This window comes from Curtobacterium phoenicis (assembly GCF_047238015.1).
Classification (GTDB): domain Bacteria; phylum Actinomycetota; class Actinomycetes; order Actinomycetales; family Microbacteriaceae; genus Curtobacterium.
The window spans coordinates 341,910-366,734 of sequence record NZ_JBDFLZ010000002.1 but is presented as its reverse complement, the minus strand read 5'-3'; the positions used below and the strand labels follow the sequence as shown (position 1 = coordinate 366,734).

21 protein-coding genes are annotated in these 24,825 nt (G+C 72.1%); 13 read left to right on the top strand and 8 right to left on the bottom strand.

Translation table 11 applies throughout. The features are described from left to right. The 5 genes from ABC270_RS01865 to ABC270_RS01845 all read left to right on the top strand — a co-directional run bounded on the left by ABC270_RS01865 (nucleotide 1) and on the right by ABC270_RS01845 (nucleotide 5,617). Complete coding sequence (locus ABC270_RS01865; RefSeq protein ID WP_412879228.1) at nucleotides 1-1,365, top strand: NAD(P)/FAD-dependent oxidoreductase; 1,365 nt, start codon at nucleotides 1-3, stop codon at nucleotides 1,363-1,365. Further along, the gene (locus ABC270_RS01860; protein WP_412879227.1) at nucleotides 1,365-2,693 is read left to right on the top strand and encodes a flavin monoamine oxidase family protein; all 1,329 of its coding nucleotides are present in this window, start codon (nucleotides 1,365-1,367) and stop codon (nucleotides 2,691-2,693) included. Before ABC270_RS01865 ends, ABC270_RS01860 begins: the two co-directional genes overlap by 1 nt. Nucleotides 2,694-2,859: 166 nt before the next feature. After that, nucleotides 2,860-3,513, top strand: a complete 654-nt coding sequence (locus ABC270_RS01855) for a hypothetical protein (RefSeq protein ID WP_412879226.1) — start codon at nucleotides 2,860-2,862, stop codon at nucleotides 3,511-3,513. 38 nt (nucleotides 3,514-3,551) lie between these two features. Continuing rightward, the gene (locus tag ABC270_RS01850; RefSeq protein ID WP_412879225.1) at nucleotides 3,552-4,604 is read left to right on the top strand and encodes a nitrilase-related carbon-nitrogen hydrolase; all 1,053 of its coding nucleotides are present in this window, start codon (nucleotides 3,552-3,554) and stop codon (nucleotides 4,602-4,604) included. After that, a complete protein-coding gene (locus ABC270_RS01845) occupies nucleotides 4,601-5,617 on the top strand; it encodes an agmatine deiminase family protein (RefSeq protein WP_412879224.1) in 1,017 nt (338 codons plus the stop codon). Before ABC270_RS01850 ends, ABC270_RS01845 begins: the two co-directional genes overlap by 4 nt. Nucleotides 5,618-5,719: 102 nt before the next feature. Here ABC270_RS01845 and ABC270_RS01840 read toward each other — a convergent pair whose 3' ends face one another. Continuing rightward, complete coding sequence (locus tag ABC270_RS01840) at nucleotides 5,720-6,844, bottom strand: alpha/beta hydrolase (protein WP_412879223.1); 1,125 nt, start codon at nucleotides 6,842-6,844, stop codon at nucleotides 5,720-5,722. A 335-nt stretch (nucleotides 6,845-7,179) separates the two neighbouring features. On the opposite strand from ABC270_RS01840, the gene ABC270_RS01835 reads away from it, so the two are divergent. Continuing rightward, nucleotides 7,180-8,595 (top strand): APC family permease, encoded by a 1,416-nt coding sequence (locus tag ABC270_RS01835; protein ID WP_412879222.1) that lies wholly within the window; start codon nucleotides 7,180-7,182, stop codon nucleotides 8,593-8,595. A 17-nt stretch (nucleotides 8,596-8,612) separates the two neighbouring features. Further along, a complete protein-coding gene (locus ABC270_RS01830; RefSeq protein WP_412879221.1) occupies nucleotides 8,613-9,995 on the top strand; it encodes an NAD-dependent succinate-semialdehyde dehydrogenase in 1,383 nt (460 codons plus the stop codon). 627 nt (nucleotides 9,996-10,622) lie between these two features. Here ABC270_RS01830 and glgX read toward each other — a convergent pair. Continuing rightward, on the bottom strand, nucleotides 10,623-12,641 hold the full coding sequence (gene glgX, locus ABC270_RS01825; RefSeq protein WP_412879220.1) for a glycogen debranching protein GlgX: 2,019 nt from the start codon (nucleotides 12,639-12,641) through the stop codon (nucleotides 10,623-10,625). Between the two features lie 136 nt (nucleotides 12,642-12,777). Next, complete coding sequence (locus tag ABC270_RS01820; RefSeq protein WP_412879219.1) at nucleotides 12,778-13,512, bottom strand: SDR family NAD(P)-dependent oxidoreductase; 735 nt, start codon at nucleotides 13,510-13,512, stop codon at nucleotides 12,778-12,780. 77 nt (nucleotides 13,513-13,589) lie between these two features. On the opposite strand from ABC270_RS01820, the gene ABC270_RS01815 reads away from it, so the two are divergent. Together ABC270_RS01815 and ABC270_RS01810 are read left to right on the top strand one after the other, a co-directional pair. Then, nucleotides 13,590-14,183 (top strand): TetR/AcrR family transcriptional regulator, encoded by a 594-nt coding sequence (locus tag ABC270_RS01815; RefSeq protein WP_412879218.1) that lies wholly within the window; start codon nucleotides 13,590-13,592, stop codon nucleotides 14,181-14,183. Between the two features lie 9 nt (nucleotides 14,184-14,192). Next, nucleotides 14,193-14,645, top strand: a complete 453-nt coding sequence (locus tag ABC270_RS01810; RefSeq protein WP_412879217.1) for a hypothetical protein — start codon at nucleotides 14,193-14,195, stop codon at nucleotides 14,643-14,645. Nucleotides 14,646-14,649: 4 nt separating this feature from the next. Here the strand turns inward: ABC270_RS01810 and ABC270_RS01805 are convergent, their stop codons facing one another. The 4 genes from ABC270_RS01805 to gabT form a co-directional block, all read right to left on the bottom strand. Continuing rightward, on the bottom strand, nucleotides 14,650-14,805 hold the full coding sequence (locus ABC270_RS01805; RefSeq protein ID WP_412879216.1) for a hypothetical protein: 156 nt from the start codon (nucleotides 14,803-14,805) through the stop codon (nucleotides 14,650-14,652). 110 nt (nucleotides 14,806-14,915) lie between these two features. Next, on the bottom strand, nucleotides 14,916-16,286 hold the full coding sequence (locus tag ABC270_RS01800; RefSeq protein ID WP_412879215.1) for a flavin monoamine oxidase family protein: 1,371 nt from the start codon (nucleotides 16,284-16,286) through the stop codon (nucleotides 14,916-14,918). Next, the gene (locus ABC270_RS01795; RefSeq protein WP_412879214.1) at nucleotides 16,283-17,827 is read right to left on the bottom strand and encodes an NAD-dependent succinate-semialdehyde dehydrogenase; all 1,545 of its coding nucleotides are present in this window, start codon (nucleotides 17,825-17,827) and stop codon (nucleotides 16,283-16,285) included. Before ABC270_RS01795 ends, ABC270_RS01800 begins: the two co-directional genes overlap by 4 nt. Next, complete coding sequence (gene gabT, locus ABC270_RS01790; RefSeq protein WP_412879213.1) at nucleotides 17,824-19,188, bottom strand: 4-aminobutyrate--2-oxoglutarate transaminase; 1,365 nt, start codon at nucleotides 19,186-19,188, stop codon at nucleotides 17,824-17,826. Before gabT ends, ABC270_RS01795 begins: the two co-directional genes overlap by 4 nt. 92 nt (nucleotides 19,189-19,280) lie before the next feature. Here gabT and ABC270_RS01785 point away from each other — a divergent pair, with 92 nt between their 5' ends. The 4 genes from ABC270_RS01785 to ABC270_RS01770 all read left to right on the top strand — a co-directional run bounded on the left by ABC270_RS01785 (nucleotide 19,281) and on the right by ABC270_RS01770 (nucleotide 23,249). Next, complete coding sequence (locus ABC270_RS01785; protein ID WP_412879212.1) at nucleotides 19,281-20,903, top strand: PucR family transcriptional regulator; 1,623 nt, start codon at nucleotides 19,281-19,283, stop codon at nucleotides 20,901-20,903. Between the two features lie 9 nt (nucleotides 20,904-20,912). Next, a complete protein-coding gene (locus ABC270_RS01780) occupies nucleotides 20,913-21,545 on the top strand; it encodes a TetR/AcrR family transcriptional regulator (RefSeq protein ID WP_412879211.1) in 633 nt (210 codons plus the stop codon). 242 nt (nucleotides 21,546-21,787) lie between these two features. Then, entirely contained in the window at nucleotides 21,788-22,654 is an 867-nt protein-coding gene (locus tag ABC270_RS01775; protein ID WP_412879210.1) for a hypothetical protein, read from the top strand. Between the two features lie 70 nt (nucleotides 22,655-22,724). After that, nucleotides 22,725-23,249, top strand: a complete 525-nt coding sequence (locus ABC270_RS01770) for a hypothetical protein (RefSeq protein ID WP_412879209.1) — start codon at nucleotides 22,725-22,727, stop codon at nucleotides 23,247-23,249. Nucleotides 23,250-23,472: 223 nt separating this feature from the next. Here ABC270_RS01770 and ABC270_RS01765 read toward each other — a convergent pair whose 3' ends face one another. Then, nucleotides 23,473-24,810: an ABC transporter substrate-binding protein gene (locus tag ABC270_RS01765; protein ID WP_412879208.1), complete on the bottom strand. Its 1,338-nt coding sequence runs from the start codon at nucleotides 24,808-24,810 to the stop codon at nucleotides 23,473-23,475. Nucleotides 24,811-24,825 lie beyond the last annotated feature (15 nt).

Below are 24,825 nucleotides of genomic sequence, written 5' to 3'. Positions count from 1 at the left end.
ATGACGGGGTACCGGGGCGTCTCGTTCTGGCTCGACGCGCTCGTCACGAGCGGTCGCGACGACCTGATGCCCCGGCCCCCGCTGGACGGCGACACGACCGCCGACGTCTGCATCGTCGGTGCCGGACTGACGGGTCTCTGGACCGCCTGGTACCTGCACCAGGCCGACCCGGGCCTCCAGATCGTCGTCGTGGAACGCGAGATCGCGGGGTTCGGCGCATCCGGCCGCAACGGCGGCTGGTGCTCCGCGCTCTTCCCCGCCTCCGCGGCGTCGATCGCGGAACGCGACGGGTGGGACGCAGCCCACGCGCTCCGCGCCGCCATGCGCGACACCGTCGACGAGGTCGGCCGAGCCGCTGCCGAAGCCGGGATCGACTGCGACTTCGTCAAGGGCGGCACCGTCCTCTACGCCCGGTCCGCCGTGCAGGAGCGCGCCGCCCGCGACGAGGTCGCGTCCTCCGCCGCGTGGGGCGACCGCACGACCTACCGCGACGCGCGTGCCGGGGACGCCGCCGGCACCGCCGGGGTCGCGTGGACCCCGGACTGCGCCCGGGTGCAGCCGGCCGCGCTGGTCCGTGGCCTCGCGGCCGCACTGGAGGAACGGGGCGTCCGGATCGCGGAGCACACGCCCGCCTCCTCCTGGGACCGGGGCCAGGTGGTCACGGCGCGCGGGACCGTCACGGCGGGCGCCGTCGTCATCGCCGTCGAGGGCTACGGCGCGCAGCTCGAGCAGACCCGACGGCGCATCCTCCCGCTGTACTCGCTCATGATCGCGACCGCACCGCTGCCGGCAGCGGTGTGGGACCGCATCGGGATCGAGCACGGGCAGACGTTCTCGGACTACCGGCACATGCTCGTGTACGGCCAACGGACCGCCGAAGACCGCATCGCGTTCGGCGGACGCGGCGCGCGCTACCACTGGGGCTCGTCGATCACGCCGGGCCACGACCGGGTGCCGCGGGTGTTCGCCCACCTGCGGAAGGCACTCGTCGACCTGTTCCCCGCCGTCGCCGACGCCCCGATCACGCACACCTGGGGCGGTCCGCTCGGCGTTCCCCGCGACTGGTGCGCCTCGGTGACGTGGGACGGTCACGTGGGCACTGCTGGCGGCTACGTCGGTGACGGTCTCTCGACGACGAACCTCGCGGGCCGGACCCTCGCCGACCTCGTCCGCGGAGTGTCGACGCCACTGACCGCGCTGCCGTGGGTGAACCACCGTTCGCCGGACTGGGAACCCGAGCCCCTGCGCTTCCTCGGCGCGAACGCCGGACTCCTGGCGACCGACCTGGCCGACCGCGAGGAAGCACTGACCGGGCGGCCGAGCCTCGCCGCGCGGCTGCTGGCACCACTGACGGGAGGGCACTGATGGACGCCGACGTCGTGGTGGTGGGAGCCGGGGTGTCCGGGCTCGCCGCAGCACGCGCACTGACCCAGGGCGGGCAGCGCGTCGTCGTGCTCGAGGCCCGGGACCGCATCGGTGGCCGCACCTGGACCGACGACACGCTCGGTGTCCCGGTCGACCTGGGCGCCTCGTGGATCCACGGCGTCGACGGCAACCCGCTGTGGGAGCTCGCGCCCGCACTCGGCATCGACACGGTCGAGTTCACCGTCGGCAGCTTCCAGTTCGACGGTCGGCCGATCGCCTGGCACGGGCCCTCCGGCCGCCGGCTCAGCGAGGACGAGGCCGCGTCGTTCGTCGCCGACCTGCACGCCCTCGACGCCGCCCTGCCCGAGGTGGTGGAGCACGCCCCGCCGCCGTCCACCTACGCCAGTGCCGTCAACACCGCTCTGCGGGACCTGCGGATCGACGGCGACCGGGCCGCCCGGGTCCGGGAGTACACCGCACACCGATCCGAGGACCTCTGCGGTGCGCCCGTCACGGTGCTCGACGCGCACGGCCTCGACGAAGAGCACGTACCCGGGGACGAGGTCGTCTTCCCCCGCGGCTACGGCCAGTACGCCCGTGTCCTCGCCGAGGGTCTCGACGTCCGGCTGTCCTCGGTCGTCCGGGCCGTGCGGCAGTCCCCGGACGGTGCTGCCGTCGAACTCGCGGACGGCAGGGTCGTCACCGCCGCCGAGGTCGTCGTCACGGTCCCGCTCGGCGTCCTGCAGGCCGGCGCCGTCACCTTCGAGCCCCCGCTCGACCCCGACGTCCTCGACGCGATGGGGCGGCTCGGGATGGGTGTCTACGACAAGGTGTTCCTCCGGTTCCCCGAGCGGTTCTGGGGCGACGACTGGGTCGTGCGGCAGCAGGGCCCGGCCGGGGTCGACTGGCACTCCTGGTACGACATGTCCCGGGTGACCGGCGAGCCGGTGCTCGCGGCCCTCGTGGGTGGTGCCGGCGCTCGGCGGATCGAGTCGCTGCCGGACGCGCTGGTCGTCGACGAGGGTGTCACCGCGCTGCGACGGATGTTCGGTCCCACCGTCCCCGACCCCGATGCCGTGCGGATGACCCGGTGGGCGGCCGATCCGTTCGCGCGGGGGTCGTACTCGTACCTGCACGTCGGGGCGTCGCCGGACGACCACGACCTGCTCGGCTCACGGTCCGGCCGGGTGCAGCTCGCCGGGGAGGCCACGTGGGGCGACGACCCCGCGACCGTCCACGGGGCGCTGCTGTCCGGGCTGCGGGCCGCGGGGCGGTTGCTCGGGCACGAGGTCCGTCCGACGTCCCTCGCCGACCCGATCCCCACCTGAACCGGCGGAAGCCCCGACGGGTTCGTCGTCATGCGACATCCGGACCACCTTCCGTGTCGGCCTCCTGATGTTCCACGTCCCGTCGGCGTGACACGGGGTGCCGCGCTGAGAGGGTCCGCACGGGTCGCACGGCCGCCGAGCCGGGTCGCGGTGCCACACTCGACCCGTGACGTCGACGCGGCCCCTCCACCAGCACGAGCACCGAGCGCCGGTCGCCGTGGCCGTGCTCGTCAACCTCGCACTGAGCCTCCTCCTGCCTGACGAGGTGCTGTTCTTCCCCGCGTGGGTGGTGCCGCTGCTCGGCCTCCTGCTGCTCACCCCGCTCGTCGTCTTCAACCCGCGGCGGCTCACGCGGGAGACCACCTGGTCGCGCTGGCTGTCGACCGGGCTCGCGGTCCTGCTCACCGTCGCGAACCAGCTCACCGTCGTGAAGACGATCGACCAGCTCCTGCACGGGCATCCCGACGGCGGCGCGGTCCTGCTCACGGCCCTGCAGGTGTGGGTGAGCAGCATCATCGCGTTCGGGCTCGTGTACTGGGAGCTCGACCGCGGTGGCCCGGTCGCGCGTCGGCAGCCGCAGCTCTGGGCGAGCGGCGAGGCCGACTTCCTGTTCCCGCAGGAGTCCGATCCCTCCAGGGCAGCGTGGCGACCGGTGTACCTCGACTACCTCTACGTCGCGATGACGAACATGGTGGCGTTCAGCCCGACGGACACGATGCCGTTGACGGTGCGGGCGAAGATGATCATGGCGTACCAGGCGATCGGCGGGTTCATCCTGCTCGCGCTCGTCATATCGCGCGCGGTCAACATCATCAACTGACCCTTGCGCTTGTTGATCAATGGATCAACAATGGCGACATGGACGTCATCACCGCCGCCGACCAACCGTCACCACTGCACGAGGACACCGGGACCGCCCGTCGTCGGGTCCGCGTCGCGCTCGTCCAGACCCGCTGGCACGAGGACCCCGACGAGCACGCACGCGTGCTCGCGGACGGCATCGCGTCCGCGACGGCGGCCGGGGCCACGGCGGTGTTCCTGCAGGAGCTCACGCTCTCCCGCTACCCCGGCGACGTCCCCGCGGACGGGGTCCCGAAGGACGGCGCGGAGTCGCTCGAGGACGGGCGCACGGTGACCTTCGCGCGTGAGCAGGCACGGCGCCACGGCGTCTTCGTGCACGCGTCGCTGTACGAGCGACCCGCGGACGACGACCTCCCCGACGACCCGCGCGGCTACAACACCGCAGTGCTGCTCGCCCCGGACGGCTCCCTCGTCGGACGGACCCGGAAGACCCACATCCCGATCAGCGCCGGCTACCACGAGGACACCTACTTCCGGCCGGGCCCCGACGACGACGCGTTCCCCGTGTACGAACCCGAGGGCCTCGGCGTACGGATCGGGTTGCCCACGTGCTGGGACGAGTGGTTCCCCGAGGTCGCCCGCTCCTACGGGCTCGCCGGCTCGGAGGTGCTCGCCTACCCCACCGCGATCGGCTCCGAACCGACCTTCCCCGACTTCGACACCGCTCCGATCTGGCGGCACGTCATCGTCGCCAACGGCATCACCGCCGGGCAGTTCATGGTCGTCCCGAACCGCTGGGGCGACGAGGGCGCGATCACCTTCTACGGCTCGTCGTTCATCTCGGACCCGTTCGGCCGCGTGCTCGTCGAGGCTCCACGCGACGCGGACGCAGTGCTCGTCGCCGACCTCGACCTCGACGCCCGAGCCGAGTGGCTGCGACTGTTCCCCTTCTACGTGACCCGGCGCCCGGACCTCTACGCCCCGCTCACCGCTCCGGTCGACCGCCTGCGCGACGGGTACGGCGCGGACGAGGCGATCCGTGCCTCCCTGGCGGAAGCGCCGACCGCACACCGGGCAGACGGCCCGCGGACCGCGGCGGCCCGAGCGTGACCTGGCGGATGCCGTCGGAGACGGCACCCCAGGACCGCACGTGGATGGCCTTCCCCCGACCGGGCGCGACCCTCGGCGACGACGCGGCGAGCGCCGACGCTGCCCGCTCGGCATGGGCGACGACGGCGAACACCATCGCGGAGCACCAGCCGGTCACGGTCGTCGTCGACCCGGTCGCCCGGGCGGACGCCGCGCGCCTCCTGTCCGGTGACGTCGACGTCCTGGAGGCACCGCTCGACGACTTCTGGATGCGGGACATCGGGCCGACGTTCGTGCAGGACGAGACCGGACGCCTCGGTGCGGTGGACTGGGTCTTCAACGGCTGGGGTGCGAACGCGTGGTCGACCTGGACGCGCGACGCCCGGATCGCCGCCGTGGTCGCCGAGGCCGCCGAGGCGGGACGGATCCCGTCGCTCCTCGTCAACGAGGGCGGGGCGATCCACGTGGACGGTCGGGGCACCGTGCTGGTCACGGAGACGGTGCAGCTCGACCCGCGGCGGAACCCGTACGCGGACCACCTCCGCGTGGAGGAGGAGCTCGCACGGACCATCGGCGCCACCGAGGTGGTGTGGCTCCCGCGCGGGCTGACCCGGGACTACGACGGACTCGGGACCCGCGGGCACGTGGACATGGTCGCGACCTTCGCCTCGCCGGACGTCCTGCTCCTGCACGCGCAGCCGGATGCCGGCCACCCTGACCACCTCGTGATGCCGCAGATCCGGGCGGCGCTCGAACGAGCGACGGACGCCACGATCGTCGAACTCCCGGCGCCGTCGACCCTCGCCGACGACGACGGCCCGGTGGACTGGAACTACGTGAACCACGTCGTGGTGAACGGCGCGGTGATCGCGTGCGCGTTCGGGGAGCCGACTGCCGACGACCGGGCTCGTGGGATCCTCGCGGACGTGTACCCGGGGCGCGAGGTGCGGTCGGTGGACGCGCGGGAGGTGTTCGCGCGCGGCGGTGGACTGCACTGCATCACCCAGCAGCAGCCGAGCGTCCGGCTGCGCTGAGCGGCCGGGGCCGTCGGGCCCGTCGCGCGCAGCCGGACACGAGCACCGGCCCGCTCCGACGTGCCCGCAGCGGGCGGACGTGCGCGCGAGCGTCGATCGGGGTCAGTCGCCGGACGGCGCCAGCCCGATCCGCGACTGCATCCAGGCCAGCCCTGCGGCGAGCGCGGCCCGTGCGGTCGTCCAGTTGTGCTTGTCACCGGGCACCACCCAGGTCGCGACGTGCATCCCGGCGGCGCGGGCACGAGCGGCCTGGACCGGCATGACGGGCCCGTAGGTGTGGTCGAGCTGTCCGGCGGCGAAGAACGCGTTCGTGTCCCGGTACGGCGCGTTCGCCCGTAGCAGGGCCTCCGGCTGCGCGGCGAGGTACGCGGCCCGGCTGCCGTCGAAGCCGTCCGCGATCGTCTTCGCCTCGCTGCCGAGCGTCGGGCCGTCCTCGCCGGAGACGTCGATGAGGTTGCCGAACCGGGCGGGATCACCGGCACCGAGCTGGATCGCGCAGGTCCCGCCCTGGGAGAACCCGCCGATGGTCCACGCCGACGCCGCGGTCTGCACCTTGAGGTGACTCGTTATCCACGCCGGGACGTCCTTCGTCAGGTAGGTCCGGCTGTTGCCGAGCTTCCCGTCGACGCACATCGGGTTCGCGGACTGCGGGCCGAGCTGGTCGGGCACCACCACGATCGGGGTGAGCCCGCGGTCGACGGTGGCGAGGGCGTCCATCGTCTGCTCGATGTGTCCGCCGCTCTGGACGTCGTTCGGTCCGGCGCCCTTCGACTGGCCGGACAGGAGCACGTCCACCGGGAGGTGCGGGGGGTCGGCGGTCAGCGCGGCGGGCGGCAGGTACACGAGGGCCTGGCGCGCGGTGAAGTGGGACGTCGTCGCGGGGATCGTCTCGTGCAGCAGGCGCCCCTGGGTCGGCATGCCGTCGGGTGCCGTCCACGAGGTCGCGAGGTCGACGCTGCTCGGCGCGGTGGAGCTGCCGGGTGCCTCGCTCGCCGGGATGCCGAGCGACGAGGTCGGCACCGGGGTGTACGTGGGCACGGGTCGCGACGAGGTCGGGGTCGAGGTCGCGGGTGTCGCGGCCTGCGCGTCCGACCGGGCCGCCGCGTGACTCGCGGTCCACCCGCCGAGCCCGCCGACGGCGAGGCCGACCACGAGGCCGCCGACGAGCCCGCCGGCGAGCAGGGCTCCGCCACGGCGTGGGCGGGGGGTGCTGGGTGTGCGTGCCATCGGTCGTCCTCGTCCTGCGTGCGCTCTCCTCGGAGGGGTTCTCCGGCCGCGAGCGTAGGGATCGGGTCCGGGAACTCGCTGCCGTCCGGCACCGTCCGGCTGAGCGTCCTCCCCGACCGCCCACAGCGACCGTCGGGCGTCCTCCGAGCAAGCGACATGACGTACAACCGGCTCCGAGTCCGTGTACTCCGCGGCGAGCCCGGTCCGCTGGCCGCCGTCGGTATCGTCTGCGCACCGGCTCGCTCCGACGGGGCGTCCCGGTACCCGTACCGGTCAGGGCACCGTCGCCCCGACCCCGGCCCCGCGGCAGCGCCGCGAGCAGGAGGGAACCACCCTTGGCAACACCGACCCTCGCCACAGCGGCGCCCGGCACGACCGCCCGCGGCGGTTCGTTGAAGCGGAACCTCGGCCTCTGGGCCATCGTCGGACTCGGGCTCGGCTACATGACCCCGACGGTCGTGTTCGACACGTTCGGCATCGTGTCCGACGAGACGAACGGCGCCGTCCCGAGCGCGTACGTCGTGGCCCTCGTGATCATGCTCCTGACCGCGGTGAGCTACGGGAAGATGGTGCGCGTCTACCCGGCGGCCGGCTCGGCGTACACGTACGTGCGCGAGTCGATCCACCCGAACGCCGGGTTCATGGTGGGCTGGGCCTCCCTGCTCGACTACCTGCTGCTGCCGATGGTCAACGCGCTCATCATCCGGCTGTACCTCGAGCAGGTGTTCCCCGGGTTGCCGGCGTGGGTCACGGTCGTCGTCTACACGCTCTTCGTCACCACGGTGATCTGCCTGTCCATGCGCGGGACGTCGAACCTCAACATGGTCCTGCTGATCGGCGCGATCCTGGCGATGATCGCCTTCGTGGTGTTCGCCGTGATCGAGCTCGTGCGCGGGGCCGGCGCCGGCACCGTGGTCAGTACCGAGCCGTTCGTGCACGACGGCGTGACCATGACGGCCCTGCTCACCGGAGCCACCGTCGTGTGCTTCTCCTTCATCGGCTTCGACGCCGTGACGATGTACACGGAAGAGGCCAAGAGCATCCGGATCATGCCGAAGGCGATCCTGCTCACCGTCCTGCTCGGCGGCCTGATCTTCCTGGTGTCCGCGTACTTCGCGCAGCTCCGCTTCCCGACCAACGCCCCGTTCGGCGAGTTCACCGACGACCCGCTGCCGCAGATCGGCCTGCTCGTGGGAGGCCCGGTCTTCCAGGCGATCCTCGTCGCCGCGGGCTTCGTCGCCGCCCTGGCGTCCGGACTCGCGTCGCACGCCAGCGTCGCCCGGATGCTGCTCGTGATGGGCCGCAACAACGTCCTGCCGAAGAAGGTCTTCGGCTACGTGAGCCCGAGGACCCGCACGCCGATCCCGAACATCGTCATCGTCGGCGCGGTCACGCTCCTGGCGATGACGTTCTCGCTCGACACGATCTCGTCCTACATCAACTTCGGCGCCCTCATCGCCTTCACCTTCGTCAACCTGACCGTCATCGTGCACTTCGCCTGGCGCCAGGGCCGACGGCACACCGCCCGTGACCGCTTCGCCTACATCGTGCTGCCGGGCGTCGCGATGCTCCTGACGGGTGTTCTCTGGTCTCAGCTGCACGCCGACGCGCTCATCGCCGGCGGGGTCTGGGCCGCGATCGGGTTCGTGTACCTCCTGGTCATCACGAAGGGGTTCCGGATCCAGCCGAGGGGCTTCGACGAGAACCAGCCCGTGACCGGCGTCAACAAGCAGCTGACCGACCAGGTCTGAACCACACAGGAGACACGATGAACGACACGGCCACCGTCTACGCGGTCACCGACCCGGCCTCCGGGGAGACCCTCGCCACCTTCCCGACGATCACGGACGCCGAGCTCCAGCAGGCGATCGCCGACGCCGACCGGACGCACGCGAGCTGGAGTCGGTCCACCAGCGTGGCCGACCGAGCCGCCCTCCTGCACCGCGTCGCCGAGCTCTACCGGGAGCGCCGCGAAGACCTGGCGACGACGATCGTCCGCGAGATGGCGAAGCCGATCGACCAGGCGTACGGCGAGGTCGACTTCTGCGCCGACATCTACGACTACTACGCCGCTCACGCCGAGGAGTTCCTCGCCGACGAGCCCATCACCCTGGCCGAGGGCAGCGAGGGCAGCGCCTTCATCCGGAAGTCCTCCGTCGGTGTGCTGCTCGGCATCATGCCGTGGAACTTCCCCGCGTACCAGATCGCCCGGTTCGCCGGCCCGAACCTCGTCATCGGCAACACCGTCCTGCTCAAGCACGCCCCGCAGTGCCCCGAGTCAGCCCTCGCGATCGAGGTGATCTTCACGGACGCCGGGTTCCCCGATGGTGCCTACACGAACGTCTTCGCCACGAACGACCAGGTCGCCGACGTCATCGCCGACCCGCGGGTCCAGGGCGTCTCGCTGACCGGCTCCGCCCGTGCTGGCGCCGCCGTCGCGGAGATCGCCGGACGCAACCTCACCAAGGTCGTGCTCGAACTCGGCGGCTCCGACCCGTTCATCCTGCTGTCCACCGACGACCTCGACGCGGTGGTGGAGTCCGCCGTCGCCACCCGCCTGGAAGGCAACGGCCAGGTCTGCAACGCCGCGAAGCGCTTCCTGGTGGCCGACCACCTGTACGACGACTTCCTCGCGAAGTTCACCGCAGCCATGTCCGCCGTCGAGCCGACCGACCCGAGCGTCTCCGGCGCCGAGCTCGGACCGCTGTCGTCCCCGACCGCGGCCGATCGGCTCGAGGCGCAGTTGGCTGCGGCGAAGGAGCAGGGCGCGACGGTCGTCACCGGGGGCGAGCGCCGGGGCAACGCCTTCACGCCGACAGTGCTGACGGACGTCACGCGGGAGAACGACGCCTACCGCGAGGAGTTCTTCGGCCCGGTCGCCGCCGTGTACCGCGTCGCAGACGAGGACGCCGCGATCGAGCTCGCGAACGACACCCCGTTCGGCCTCGGCTCCTACCTCTTCACCACCGACGCCGACCAGGCACTCCGTGTCGCGGACCGCATCGAGGCCGGCATGGTCTACGTGAACATCGTCGGCGCGGACAGCCCCGAGCTGCCGTTCGGCGGCGTCAAGGCGAGCGGCTTCGGGCGGGAGCTCGGCCCCCTCGGGGCCGACGAGTTCGTCAACAAGAAGCTCATCCGCATCGGCTGACGGTCCGACCGGACCAGCGACGTCCGGGAGGCGCGGTGCCAGCCGGTACCGCGCCTCCCCTCCATCCGGTTGCCCAGCGAGGGTGCCTCCGGAAGCGCTCTGATGTCAGGTATGTTTCGTTTCGCGGCCCCGATCAGCACAGCGCCACCGACGATCGCGGCCGTTTTGGTGATCGTTCTCGTGAACATGTTCCCTCCCAGCCAGCCCCTTGCCGACATTTCAGCGTTGACATAGCGTGCGTAGCATGGTTGCGAGAACAACGGAAAGACAGCCTGGTGAAGACCAGATGCCCGGCGACGGCGCGGAAGACCGACCACGGGTGCCACTCGTTGTGTGGCACCAGCGGAGCGCCGTCGAGCGGCTCATCAGACGCGACTTCTCGGACGAGCAGGTGAACGCAGTCGTGATCCGGTACAGCGAAACGTGAACATGTCGGAGCTGACCACCCTCCATGTGGGAGGGATCACGCGGAACCCGAGTTCAGCACCTGTGAGCGGCTCAGTAACGGCCAGGACGGACGGGAGGCGCGGTGCCAGCCAGCACTCCTCCCTCGCAGGCTCGGTCGGCGCGCCCCGCGCAACGCTTTGCGTTGCCGCTGAGCGGGGCGCGCTCTCGTCCGTCCTCGGTCTAGACCAACGCCGTGAACGACGCGTCCCGCACCAGCACGGTCGCGGCGTCGCCGCCGATCGCCTGCTCCTGGTCGCTCGACAGCCCGAGCGACCAGCTCCCACCACCGTGCTTCTCGGGGAGCGTGAACTCCACGGTCGTGTCGGACGCGTTGAGGAGCACCGCCACCGTGTCGTCGCCCTGCGTCAGCACGAGGATGACGGCCCGGTTCCCACCGTCGGCCCAGTCGGCGTCCTCGAAGCCCTGCGCATCGGCTCGGAGCATCTGCACGGTCGAGTCGGAGTCACCGGGGGCGGTGCGGTACCACTCGGGTCGGAGCGCCGTGTGCTCGCGGCGGAAGGCGATCGCCGCCGTGGTGAAGGCGAGCAGGTCGTGGTCGGCAGCGGCCCAGTCGAACCAGGAGATCTCGTCGTCCTGGCAGTAGGCGTTGTTGTTGCCGCCCTGGGAGCGAGCGATCTCGTCGCCGCCGAGGATCATCGGCACACCGGCGGAGAGCAGCAGCGTCCCGAGGAAGTTCCGGCGTTGACGGTCGCGGTAGTCGTTCACGGCGCCGTCGTCGGTCGGCCCCTCGATGCCGCCGTTGAACGACGTGTTGTCGCTCTCGCCGTCGTTGTTGTCCTCGCCGTTCGCCTCGTTGTGCTTCTCGGCGTACATCGTCAGGTCGGCGAGGGTGAAGCCGTCGTGCGCGGTGATGAAGTCGACCGAGCACAGCGGCGAGCGCCGGGACCCCTCGTACACGTCCGGGCTGCCGAGCACGCGCTGGACGGCGTCGCCGAGCGTCCCCTCGTCGCCGCGCCAGAACGCGCGGAGGTCGTCGCGGTACTTCCCGTTCCACTCCGACCAGTCCGCGGGGAAACCACCGACCTGGTACCCCGCGGTGTCCCACGGCTCGGCGATCATCTTCACCTCGCGGAGCACCGGGTCCTGGTGGATGATGTCGAGGAACGCGGAGTGCTTCTCGGCCTCGCCGTCCTGCCGGGTCAGCGTCGTGGCGAGGTCGAAGCGGAAGCCGTCGACGTGCATCTCCTCGACCCAGTACCGGAGCGAGTCGGTGATGAGGCCGAGCGCGGACGGATGCGACACGTTGAGGCTGTTGCCCGTGCCGGTGGTGTCGAAGTAGTTCGCCTCGTCGCCCTCGACCAGCCGGTAGTACGACTGGTTATCGATGCCCTTGAAGGACAGCGTCGGGCCCATGTGGTTGCCCTCGGCGGTGTGGTTGTAGACGACGTCCATGATGACCTCGAGCCCGGCGGCGTGCAGGGCCTTGACCATCTCCTTGAACTCGGCGACCTGCTGCCCAGCGGTACCCGAGGACGAGTACTCGTCGTGCGGGGCGAAGAAGCCGATGGAGTTGTAGCCCCAGTAGTTGCGGAGGCCCTTGTCGGCGAGCGTCGAGTCCTGCACGAACTGGTGCGTGGGCAGGAGCTCGACGGCGGTGACCCCGAGGTCGGTGAGGTGCTTGATCGCTGCCGGGTGTGCGAGCCCGGCGTAGGTGCCGCGGATCTCCTCGGGCACGTCCGGGTGCTGCTTCGTGAAGCCCTTGACGTGGACCTCGTACACGACCGTGTCCGCGAGGGGGGTCCGGAGTCGGGTGTCGCCGTCCCAGTCGAACCCGCGGTCGGCGACGACGGACTTCGGCATCGCGCTCGCGGAGTCGGTGTCGTCGCGCTGGTCCGGCTGCTCCATGTCGTGGCCGAACAGTGCCTGGCCCCACTCGTAGGTGCCGTCGATCGCCGTGGCGTAGGGGTCGAGCAGGAGCTTGGCCGGGTTGTGCCGCAGGCCGTTCGCAGGGTCCCACGCGCCGTGGACGCGGAAGCCGTAGCGGGTTCCGACGGTGACGTCGGGGACGATGTCGTGGAAGGTGTAGCCGGTGCGGTTCCGGAGCTCGGTGCGGTGCTCAGTGCCGTCCTCGTCGAAGCGGCAGAACTCGACGCGCTCGGCGGTGCTCGAGAAGAGGGCGACGTTCGCGCCGCCGTCGACGAGCGTCACGCCGAGCGGGGTGCGGGAGGAAGTGGTCATGTCGTCCTTGTACCGGTCGGACGCTGTGACCTGCGCCGGGCTGCGTACCCCGGCTGACGGTGCACCCGACGGGGAGGTGCGGACGGGAGGCGCGGTGCGGGCCCGCCCCACGCCTCCCGTCCGGCTCTGGGCCGCGTCAGACCGCGATGCGCCCGCCGTCGACGGGCAGCACCGCGCCGTGCACGAACGAAGCAGCGTCGGTCGCGAGGAACACGATCGCCTCGGCGACCTCCTGCGCCGTTCCCGGGCGTCCGGCGGGTCCGGCCTCGGCGAGCTGGTCGAGCGCCGCACCCATGGCGGCGGTCCCCTCGGTGCGGGTCGGTCCGGGGCTGACGGCGTTCACCCGCACCCCGGCCGGCCCGAACTCGGCCGCCCACGACTTCGTGAGGAGCACGAGGGCGGCCTTGGTCGAGCCGTAGAGGCCCATGCCGGCGGCACCGAACTCGGCGACCATCGTCGTGACGTTCACGATCGAGCCGGTCCCGCGCTCAGCCATCCCGGGTGCGAGCGCCGCGACGAGGAAGTACGGCGCCTTCACGTTGATGTCGAAGACCTCGTCGAAACCGTCCGGGGTGGTGTCCGCCGTTGCGCCGAACGGGAAGATGCCCGCACTGTTGACGAGGACGTCGACGCGGCCGCCGCCGATGCGCAGGGCCTCGTCGGCCAGGGCTCGGGCGCTCGGGGCGTCCCGCAGGTCGGCGGCGACGAAGTCGGCCGTGCCGCCGGCGGCTCGGATGCCGTCGACGACCGCGGCACCGCGGTCCGCGTTGCGGCCGGAGACGACGACGTGCACGCCGCGGGCGGCGAGGAGTTCAGCGGCCGCGCGGCCGATCCCGCTGGTGGATCCGGTGACGAGGGCGGTGGTGGTCATGAGCGTGGTCCTAACTGAACAGATCGGTACGGTTTGGGTGCTGGTAACTGTACAGATCGGTGCAGTAAAGTCAAACCGTGTCCGATACGACCTCCGCGCGCACCCGTCGTCGTCCCGCCCGGGAACGAGCCGTCGCCACCGCCGACCGGCTGTTCTACGAGCAGGGCATCCACGCAGTGGGGGTCGATCAAGTCGCTGCCGAGGCGGACATCTCGAAGGCGAGCCTGTACACGCACTTCCGGACGAAGGACGACCTCGTGCTCGGGTACCTCCGCGGACGCAGCGCGTCGTGGCAGGAACACGTGGCGACCGAACTCCCCTCGCGCGGAACGGAGCCTGCGGAGCGTGTCCTCGCGGTGTTCGACCTGCTGGGCGAGTGGTTCGACGAGCCCGGGTACCGCGGGTGCCCGTTCATCAACGTCGAGGCCGAGTACGGCGCCGGGCACCCCACGCACCAGGTCACCCTCGAGCACCGCGCGTGGGTGCGCGGTCTGTTCACGTCACTGCTGACCGAGGCCGGTCACGAGGACGTGGAGTCGACGGCCCTGCAGCTCTGCCTCCTGTACGACGGCGCGATGGCGAGCGCGCAGGCCGACCCCGATCGTCCGTGGGCCGCGGCAGCACGGGCCGCCGCCGCCCGTGTCGTCGGCGTCCCGGGCGGACGGTCCTAGGATCGGCTCGTGACCACCGGTGCTCCGCGCTCCCGCCCCGCCCTCGTGACCGCTGCCGTCGTGCTCTGGCTTCTGGTCTCCGCCGCCCAGCTCATCGGCAACACCCTGGTGATCGGCCGGACCGCCGCGCAGTACGGGCCGTGGTCCGTGGCCGGGTACGTCATCGGGCTCGGGCTCATCGGGTTCGTCGCCTTCGGAGCGATCCGACTGGCGCGGGGCTCCGGCCGCGCACGCTTCTGGCTGGCGGTGCTCGCGGCGTTCGCCCTGCTGAACGCGGTGGTCCCGCCCTACGGCCTGACCACCGCCGAGCGCGTGGCCGCGGCCGTCGCCGGGGTGCTCCCGTACCTCCCGCCGGCGCGGGCCTGGTTCCCGCCGCGTCCGGCTCGCGCTCCGAGGGCGCAGCAGCCGCGCGTGGTCGGCTGGGACCCGGAGACGGGCGAGCCGATCCGCGCCAGCGAGTGACGGACTAGTCCGCCTGCGGCTCCTCGGGCTCACCGCCCGAGTCGTGGTCGCTGTCCTGCGACGGGTCCTCGGTCGCGTCGCCCGACGGCGATCCGTCCGGCAGCTCCTCGGTGTACTCGCGCTCGGCGTCGGACGGCTGGCTGCTGCTCGTGTCGCTCATGGCCGGGACGCTACGCGCGGCGCGTGTCACACCCATCCAGGTGACCAGGAGGAGGACTGGAGGCGCGGTGCGGGCAGGCACCGCGCCTCCCGGCCGTCGTCCGGTCCCGTCTACCGCACCGCCGGCTGCGGCAGAGCCGCGAGGATCTCGGCGGCCACCTCGCGACCGATCCGCACCGCCCCGTCGACGTGCTGGTACCCGTGCCCGGCGAGGTCGCTCGACGCGAACCGCAGCGGTCCGACGGCCGCGCGCTGGTCGGCGCCGTACCGGACGAGGCCGCCGAGGTCGAAGCTCGCGGCGTACGCGCCGCGGGTCCACTCCTCGGTCCCCCAGTCGCTCTCGTAGTAGACGACCGGGCGGCGCGCCTCGTCGCCGTAGTAGTGCGCGAGTGAGTCGAGGACGCGCGCCTTGCGCTCCTCGGCCGACAGCGCGAAGACGTCGTCCGCGTGCTGGTCGGAGACGAAGCCCACGAGCGTGCCCTGCTCGGAGCCGTGCATCGAGTTGTCGTACGCCTCGTGCACGAGCTCGTACGGGCTGAACGCCGTACCGGACAGTCCGGCGCCGCGCCAGAACGGCCGGTCGTAGACGGCGTGCACCTTGATGACGAACCCCATCGAGAGGTGCTGGTGGAGCTGGTGCTGCCGGCGGGGCAGCGGCGGCTCGTACGAGATGCGGGAGTAGAGGGGCGGCGGGACGGCCACGAGGGCTTGCCGTGCCCGAACCTCGATGCCACCGTCCGCGATCGCGACCACGCCCTCGTCGTCCCAGCGGAGCGTGCGGACCGGTGCGTTCAGGTGCACGTCGTCGCCGAGCTTCGCCGCGAGCCGCTCGGAGACCTGCTGCATCCCGCCGACGACGCGCTTGTCGAGGATGAAGTCGGCGTCGACGAGGTTCGAGAAGCTCCCCGCCGAGGCCGCCATGAGCAGGGCCTGCAGCGCGGAGAACGTGTGCGCGGGCTTCGTCAGCATGGCGCCGGCGATGAAGAGCTCGACGTTCTCGGTCGCGACCCGGTCGTCGCTGAGGCGCCGGAGCCACTCGCGGAAGGACACTTCGTCGAGCGCCGCGGCGTCCGGCGTCTCCCAGGGCCGGGAGGGATCGACCTTCGCGACGTACTCGTCCACCACCGCCACGAGCCGTTCGATCTCGGTCGCGGTGGCCTCCGGGAGCGGGAAGATGTCCCCGGTGTACTCGGTGCGGGAGCCGTGCTGGTCGATGTAGACGCTCGAGCCCTCCCGGTGGCGGTCGTAGGTCTCGAGACCGAGCTCCTCGAGCGTCTCGAGCAGCGCGGTCTGGTCCGGGGAGACCCACTGGCCGCCGATCTCGAGCGTGACGCCCTCGATGTCGTTCGTCCACGTCCGGCCGCCGACCCGGTCACGGGCCTCGAGCACGGCGACACTCCGGCCCTCCGCGACGAGCCGGTTCGCGGCGACGAGCCCGGTCACCCCGGCGCCGATGACGACGACGTCCTTCTCGATGGTCATCGCTGCGTTCCCTTCGTGCGCCCGAACGGGTCGGGCGTCAACGTGTACATGGTCTCGAGGTACTCGTGCAGGCCCTCGCCGCCGCCCTCACGCCCGAGGCCGGACTGCTTGACGCCGCCGAACGGTGCGGATGCGTTCGACACGATGCCGGTGTTCAGGCCGAGCATGCCGGTCTCGAGCCGCTCCATGAGCCGCTGGCCGCGCGCGGGGTCCTCGGTGAACGCGTACCCGACCAGGCCGTACTCGGTGTCGTTCGCCGCGGCGATGCCCTCGTCCTCCGACGAGAACGTGCGGATCGCGAGGACCGGTCCGAAGATCTCGTCGCGGAGCAGGTCGCTCCCGGGCTGCACGTCCGTGATGACGGTCGGCGCGTAGAACGTCCCGGGGCCGTCGACGGGCCGCCCGCCGGTGCGCAGGGTGGCACCACGGTCGAGCGCGTCGGTCACGAGCCGGTGCGCCTTGTCGACGGCACGCTGGTCGATGAGCGGTCCGATCGCGACGCCGTCCTCCGTGCCCCGGCCGACCGTCATCGCCTCGACGCGTTCCGTGAGCCGGCGGGCGAACTCCTCGGCGACCGATTCCTGCACGATGAACCGGTTGGCCGCGGTGCACGCCTGCCCGGTGTTGCGGAACTTGGCCGCGAGGGCGCCCTCCACCGCGAGGTCGAGGTCGGCGTCCTCGAACACGAGGAACGGTGCGTTGCCGCCGAGCTCCATGCTCGTACGAAGGACGTTCTGCGCGGCCTGCGCGAGGAGCGTCCGGCCGACGGGGGTCGACCCCGTGAACGACAGCTTCCGGAGTCGGGGGTCGCTGAGGATCGGCTCGGAGAGCGCACCCGCCTGGCTCGTCGGGACGACGTTCACGACCCCGGCCGGCACCCCGGCCTCGAGCAGCAGGTCCGCGAACAGCAGGGTGGTGAGCGGGGTGAGCTCCGCCGGCTTGACGACCGCGGTGCACCCGGCGGCGAGCGCCGGGGCGATCTTCCGCGTCGCCATCGCGAGCGGGAAGTTCCACGGGGTGATGAGGAACGTCGGCCCGACGGGCTTGTGCGTGACGATCGCCCGGCCGGAGCCCTCGGGGTTGGTGCCGTAGGAGCCGCCGATTCGGACGGCCTCCTCGGAGAACCAGCGGAGGAACTCGCCCCCGTAGGTGACCTCGCCGTTCGCTTCGGCGAGGGGCTTGCCCATCTCGAGCGTCATGAGGAGCGCGAAGTCCGCTCGGCGCTCCTGGAGCAGGTCGAACGCCTTCCGGAGCACCTCGGCGCGCCGCCGGGGCGGGGTGGACGCCCACGCCTGCTGGGCTGCGGCGGCGGCGTCGAGCGCTCGGACACCGTCCTCGGGGGTTGCATCGGCGATCTCGAGGAGCGTCTCCCCGGTCGACGGGTCGAGGACGGGGAACGTCGCGCCGTCGGCCGCCTGCTGCCAGGTGCCGTCGATCAGGAGGCCCGTGGGGACCTTCGCGAGGAGCTCGCGTTCGGCGTCCGAGCGGCCGGCCGTGCTGTGGTCGGTCCGGGTGCCGTGGTCGGTCTGGGTGTCGGTCATGCTGCGGCGAGTCCTTCCAGGACGACGTCCAGGCCTTCGCCGAGGAGGGCGTCGTCGATCGCGAGCGGGGGGAGGAAGCGGAGGACGTTGCCGTACGTCCCCGCGGTGAGCGCGATCACGCCGTGCTCGTACGCGTACTTGACCACACGACCGGTGAGCGCGGCGTCGGGTTCGCCGGTCGCCGGGTCGACGAGCTCGATCGCGACCATGGCGCCGCGACCGCGGACGTCGCCGATGCGGGGGTCCGCGGCCTGTGCTGCGCGGAGGCGCCCGAGCAGCAGCTCGCCGATCGCCGCCGCGCGTTCCACGAGGCCGTCGTGCTCGAACGCGTCGATCGCGGCGAGGGCTGCGGCGCAGGCGACGGGGTTGCCGCCGTACGTGCCGCCGAGGCCACCGACGTGTGCGGAGTCCATGATCTCGGCGCGACCGGTGACGGCCGAGAGCGGCATCCCGCCGGCCATGCCCTTCGCGGTCGTGACGAGGTCGGGGACGATGCCCTCGTGCTCGCTGGCGAACATCGCGCCGGTGCGTGCGAACCCGGTCTGGACCTCGTCGGCGATGAAGACGACGTCGTTCGCGGTCGCCCACGCGGACAGCGCGGACAGGAAGCCCGGTGCCGGGACGACGAAACCGCCCTCGCCCTGGATCGGCTCGATGAGCACGGCTGCCGTGTTCTCGGCGCCGACCTGCTTCTCGATCTGGGTGATCGCACGCTTCGCGGCCTCGGCGCCGGACAGGCCGCCGTCGCGGAAGGGGTAGGACATCGGCACGCGGTACACCTCGGGGGCGAACGGTCCGAACCCGTTCTTGTACGGCTGGTTCTTCGCCGTCAGCGCCATCGTGAGGTTGGTCCGGCCGTGGTAGGCGTGGTCGAACACCACGACGGCCTGCTTGCCGGTGTGCTTGCGGGCGATCTTCACGGCGTTCTCGACGGCCTCGGCGCCGGAGTTGAACAGCGCCGTGCGCTTCTCGTGGTCACCCGGGGTCAGTCGGTTCAGCGCCTCCGCGACCTCGACGTACCCGTCGTACGCGGCGATCGTGAAGCACGTGTGGGTGAACGACGCGACCTGCGCCTGCACGGCCTCGACCACGCGGGGGTGGGCGTTGCCGACGCTCGTCACCGCGATGCCCGATCCGAGGTCGACGAACGAGTTGCCGTCCGCGTCGACGACCACGCCGCCGCCGGCCGCGACGACCGCGATCGGCACGGCGACCCCGACACCGGCGGCGACGGCGGCACGCTTGCGGTCGAGGAGCTCCCGGGAGCGGGGACCCGGCACCTCGGTGACGAGCCGGCGCTCCTGCGGCAGCGAGGGGCCACCCGTGGCGGCGCTGGTCGAGGGTGCGACGGTGGAGGTCATGCGGCGATCGTAGGAGCCTCCTCTCGCGAGACGCACCGTCCACGACGTACACCCGCAGGGTGCTCCTTCGCCACAGCGGATACAGTCCTGCCATGTCCGCCACCCTGCGCTCCCTGCTCCGCCGAGCCGACCTGCGGCTCCGGCTGCTCACCAGCGACGACGCCCCGGCGCTGGACGCCCCGCTGTCCTGGTTGCACAGCTCGGACCTCGAGGACCCGACGCCGTTCCTCGCCGACGGGCAGGGCCTCCTCACGACGGGCACGCAGTTCGGGGACGCCGAGGTGGATGCGGACGCGGCCGAGGCGTACGTGGGACGACTCCGTCGACGCGGCGTGGTCGCGCTCGGCTTCGGGACCGAGGTCGTCCGCGCCGGGACCCCGGCGTCGCTCCTCGAGGCCTGCGACGCCCTCGGGCTGCCGCTCTTCGAGGTGCCGTACGAGACGTCGTTCATCGCCGTCGCGCAGGCCAACGCGGACGCGGTGTCCCGCGAGGCGAACGCCCGGAACGCCTGGGCCCTCGCGGCGCAGCGGGCGATCTCGCTGGCCGCGATGCGTCCGGACGGTCTCGGTGCGACGATCGCCGAGCTCTCCCGGCAACTCGACGGTTGGGTCGGGCTGTTCGACCTCTCCGGGCGGCTCGACCGCGGGTTCCCCGACGGTGCCGTCCCGGTCGCCGACCTCGACGTGCTGCGGTCCGAGGCGCTCCGTCTCCTGCGTGCGGGCCAGCGAGCGAGCCTGCCGGTCACCACCGAGCACCGGACCGGGTACACGCTCCAGACGCTCGGCAGCGGCGGCCACCTCGCCGGCGTGCTCGCGATCCAGAACGGGGGGACGCTCGACCGGGCGGGACGCGAGGTCGTCACCGCCGTCATCGCCCTCGCCGGGCTCGCGCTGCAGCAGAACCGCGAGCTCGCCCGCGCGCGCGGCCTCCTGCGCACCGGGCTCCTCACGATGCTGTCGGTCGGGGACCCGGCCGTGGTGGACTCGACCTCGCGTGAGGTGTGGGGGCCGCTCCCCCCGGAGCCGGTGCGGATCGCGGCCGTCGACGTCCCCGACCAGGACGTCGACGCGGTCGTCGACCTGCTCGAGCTCTGGGTGCAGGACCGACCCGGTCGGCTGTTCTTCGCCGTGGACGACGCGCTCTTCCTCTGCGTCGGCGCGGAGGACACCGCCGTGGTCGAGGAACTCGTCGACCGGTTCGAGCTGCACGCCGGACTGTCCGACGGCGCCTCCTACCGGTACTTCGGCCGAGCGCGCACCGAGGCCGTGCAGGCGCTGGACCGCCGCCGCGAGGGACGCCCCGGCACCACCGAGTTCGGCGACCTCGCACGGGAGGGCGTGCTCGCCCACCTCGCGCACGTCGACGTCGACGCGGGGGCCGTCGCCCGCGCGTTCCTCGCCCCGCTGCTCGACCACGACCGCGACGCCGGTACCGAGCTCACCCGCACGGTCCGCACGTGGCTCGAGCAGAACTGCGAGTACGACCGTGCCGCGCAGGCCCTCGGCGTCCACCGACACACCGCCCGCGCCCGGGTCGAGCACGCCGGGCGGCTGCTCGACCGCGACCTCTCCGCCTTCGCCACCCGCGCCGACCTCTGGGCCGCGTTCGTCGTCGACGGCAGCACCGGCCCGACCAGCGGCACCGGCCCGTCCAACGGCACCGGCGCGACCGGCAGCACCGGCCCGACGGCCAGCACCGGCGTTCCCGCCGTCTAGGCTGTGCGCGTGCCGACCACACCGACCCGCCGGCGCCTCAGTCCCGCGGAGCGGGCGGCCCAGATCACCGAGGCGGCCGTCGCGGTCGCCCGTGCTGACGGCCTGACCGCGGTCACCCTGCGCGGGGTCGCCGCCGCGGTCGGCGTCGCCCCGTCGCTCGTCGCGCACTACCGCCCCTCGATGGAGGAGCTCGTCGGCGACACGTTCCGCTCGATCGCGTCCGCCGAGGTCGCGGAGGTCGCCCGGCTCGTCGCGGACGAGGACGACCCGGTGGCTCAGCTGGCCGTCCTCGTGGCGGCGGTGACCGATCCTGCACGCGACGACGTCGCCGTCCTCTGGGCCGACGCCTGGAGCCTCGGCCGCACGAACGACGTGCTCGCCGCCGCCGCGCGCGACGTCATGGACGACTGGCAGCGACTCGCGACCGACGTCGTCGCAGTGGGCGTCCGCGGAGGGGTCATGCACGCCGAGGACCCGGCGGCGGTCGGCCGGCTGCTGTTCGCCCTCGTCGACGCCACGAACGGGTACGCCCTCGTCGACTACCTCGACCGGCCCACCCGGGAGGGCCTCGTGCGCGACACGATCGCCCGTGCCGTCGGCCTCGACCCGCGCGCGCTCGACGCACCTGGCCCGGACGCCTGACCCGCGCTCGTGCCCGCGGCGCGCTCGGTGCGAGGTTCCCCGCACGGTGGCAGGGCGTTCCCCTCGCACGGTGCGCACAACCTCGCACCGAGTGGGGAGCCGCGCCGCGCGGCGCACGGCGGGACCACACGACGGACGGGAGGCACGGTGCCAGCCCGCACCGTGCCTCCCGTCCGTCAGCGCGTTGCCGAATCGGTCCCGGCCACGCTGGGAGCGAGGCACCGGACGGCTACGCTCGCGGCGTGGAACACCTCACCGACGTCGGTCGCGGCGACTGGCTCGTCCGGCGGGCCGGTGCGTGGTCGACGATCGGGGGTGTCGTCGGCACCGGCTTCACCGCGTGCGCGCGGGTGCTCCACCCGGTGACCGCGCACCGCGACGACCGGGGCACCACGGACCGGTGGGGCGACCATCCCGTGCTCGAGACGGCGACGTGGCGCTGGGCCGACGTCGCGGCGCGCACGGGCGGGACCGTGGACGCACGGACGCGCTGGGATCGCCTGACGGGTCTGGACGACGAGTCGGACCTTCCGTTCCCGGACGGCTGGCGTGCTGAACCCCCGCAGGAGGGCTGGCTCGACCCGTCCGTACTCGCGGTCCTCTTCGGTCACCTGGCGACAGCCACGTCGACGCCCGACGACCTCGTCGCCGGGATCTGGGACGGGTGGGGCGACCTCAACGGCAGTGGGACGCTGGTCGTCGGCTGGCAGCGGTCCGACGACGAACCGGGGCCGACGCACGCCGAGCGTGTCGCGATGCAGGCAGACGCCGACCAGCGCATTGCCCGGCACCGCGCCGACCAGGACGCCCTCGTGGCCGCGCTCGCCGGGCCGCGCCTGCAGTGGCCGCTGCGAGACCTCGTCTGCTTCGCGACGGACGCCTCGGAGCTCGCCGACCCGACCTGGACCGATCGAGCGACGGTCGGTGACGGTCACCCGATGCGACACACGCCACAGCTGCTGTGGCCCGAAGACCGTGCGTGGGCGATGGCGACGGAGATCGACCTCGACTCGACGTTGGTCGCCGGATCGCGGGCACTCGTCGAGGCGATCCTCGACGACCCGCGGCTGGAGGCGTTCGAGGTCCACGAGGACGACTCGCTGAGCTGACGTCACGGAAGCCGCGACGACCCCGGACGGGGCGTTGCGGCACGGGTTCGACGACGGGCATGCTCGGGACGTGCCGACACGCAGTCCCGCCCGCATCGCTCTCGTGGGGACCGTCGTCGCCACCGCACTCGTGCTCACGGGCTGCTCGCAGCATGATTCGGCGCCGGACCACGACGGCCAGGCGTGGCTCGACCGCATGTCGTCCGCCCTGAGCGATGCGCACGGCCAGGGCGGTGCCGGTGGCCGGCTCACGGTCGGCGACGACGGACGCGCCTTCGCCGGAGCGGCGCTGTCCTCGGTGTCGCCGGGGTCCTACGACGTGCTCGCCGTCTGCCGGTCCACCGCGAGCGTGCGGATCAGCGTCCGCGCCTTCACGTCGACGAAGGACGGCGACGGCGAGGACCTGCACCCCGGGAAGGCACTCGCGGAGCGGGACGTCCCCTGCGGCGCGACGGCGCGACTCCCGATCACCGTCGACCGGAGGGTGGACGGCATCGAGCTCGACGCCGAGACGTCCGACCGGTCGGGCCGGGCGCTCTGGTCGGCGCAGATCACGCGCCGGGGTTGGCAGCCGGACCTCCATCGGGTCGGCTGACGCCACCGCCGCGGGCACGGGGTCGTGCCCGCGGCGCGCTCGGTGCGAGGTTTCCCACACGGTGGCAGGGCATTCCCCTCGCACGGTGCGCACAACCTCGCACCGCGTGGGGAGCCGCACCGCGCGGCGCACGGCGGGACCACACGACGGACGGGAGGCACGGTGCCAGCCGGCACCGTGCCTCCCGTCCGTCAGCGCGTCAGCGCCTCAGCCCGTCAGGGCGTCAGCCCTTGACCGGGATCGACTGCGCCTTGAGCGCCGCGACGGTCTTCGACTGCCCCGACTGGAGCGCCTCGAGGAGCGTGCCGTTCCCGGACGCCGCCTGGCCGAACCCGTCGGACACGTCCGAGTAGGTCTGGGTCATCGTCGGACCCCAGGTGAAGGGCTGGATGTCCTTCGCCGCGGACGCGAACTCCTCGTAGATCTTCTGGTTGCCGTAGAAGGGGAGCCCCTCGGTCAGCGCGGGGAGGTCGGCGCCGGTGGTCGACGCCGGGTAGAGGTTGGCCTCCTTGTTGAGGGCGGCGAGCGCCTCCTCCGAGGTGTTCAGCCACACGAGGAACTTCGACGCCTCGGCCGGGTGCTTGCTGCCCGTGAAGACGACGTTGGACGAGCCGCCCCAGGCAGCGGACTTGGTCTCACCCGCGGTCCACTGCGGCATCGGCGCGACGGCCCACTTGCCCGAGGTCGAGGGCGCACCGCTCGAGATGGTGTTCGCGCCCCAGACGGCCGAGACCCAGGTCCAGTCCTGGCCCTTGTCGTAGGCGTTGTTCCACTGGTCGGTGAAGCTCGGCAGGGTGTTGACGAGCTTCTTGTCGATGAGGTCCTGCCAGTAGTCCGCGACCTTCTTCGAGGCGCTGTCCGTCAGGTTCACCGTCCAGTCCGAGCCGGAGTTCGAGAACCACTGGCCGCCGGCCTGCGAGACGAGCCCGGCGAACTGGTTGACGTCGCCCTTGGCGAAGTTGGTGATGTTGCCGCCCATCGCCTTGATCTTCACGGCGTCCTGGGCGTACTCGTCCCACGTCTTCGGGACGGACAGGCCGGCCTTCTCGAAGAGGTCCTTGCGGTAGTACAGCGCCATCGGGCCGGAGTCCTGCGGCACGGCGTAGACCGACTTCGACTCGCCGAACGTGACCTGGTTCCAGAGGCCGGACGAGAAGTCCTTCTTCGCGTCGCTGATGCCCGCGCAGGCGCCGATGTCCTCGAGGCCGCCCTGCACCCGGAACGCCGGCAGGGTGTCGTACTCGACCTGGCCGATGTCCGGCGCCTGCTTCGCCTTCAGCTGGTTGAAGAAGTTCTGGTACGTGCCGCTGTTGCCGTTCGCGACGATGGAGACCTTGACCTGGATGTCCGGGTTCTCCTTGTTCCAGATCGCCACGACCTTGTCCATGTTGGGGACCCAGGTGGTGAAGTCGAGCGTGACCTTGCCGCTCGACGGCTTGCAGCTCGCGGCCGCGGTGTCGGAACCGCTGCCGGAGCCGCTGCCGCCGGCGCTGCAGCCGGCGAGGGCCACGGTCGCGGCGACCGCCACGGCGGCGACGCTGAGGAACTTCGTTGTCTTCATGCTGTTTCCGTTCGG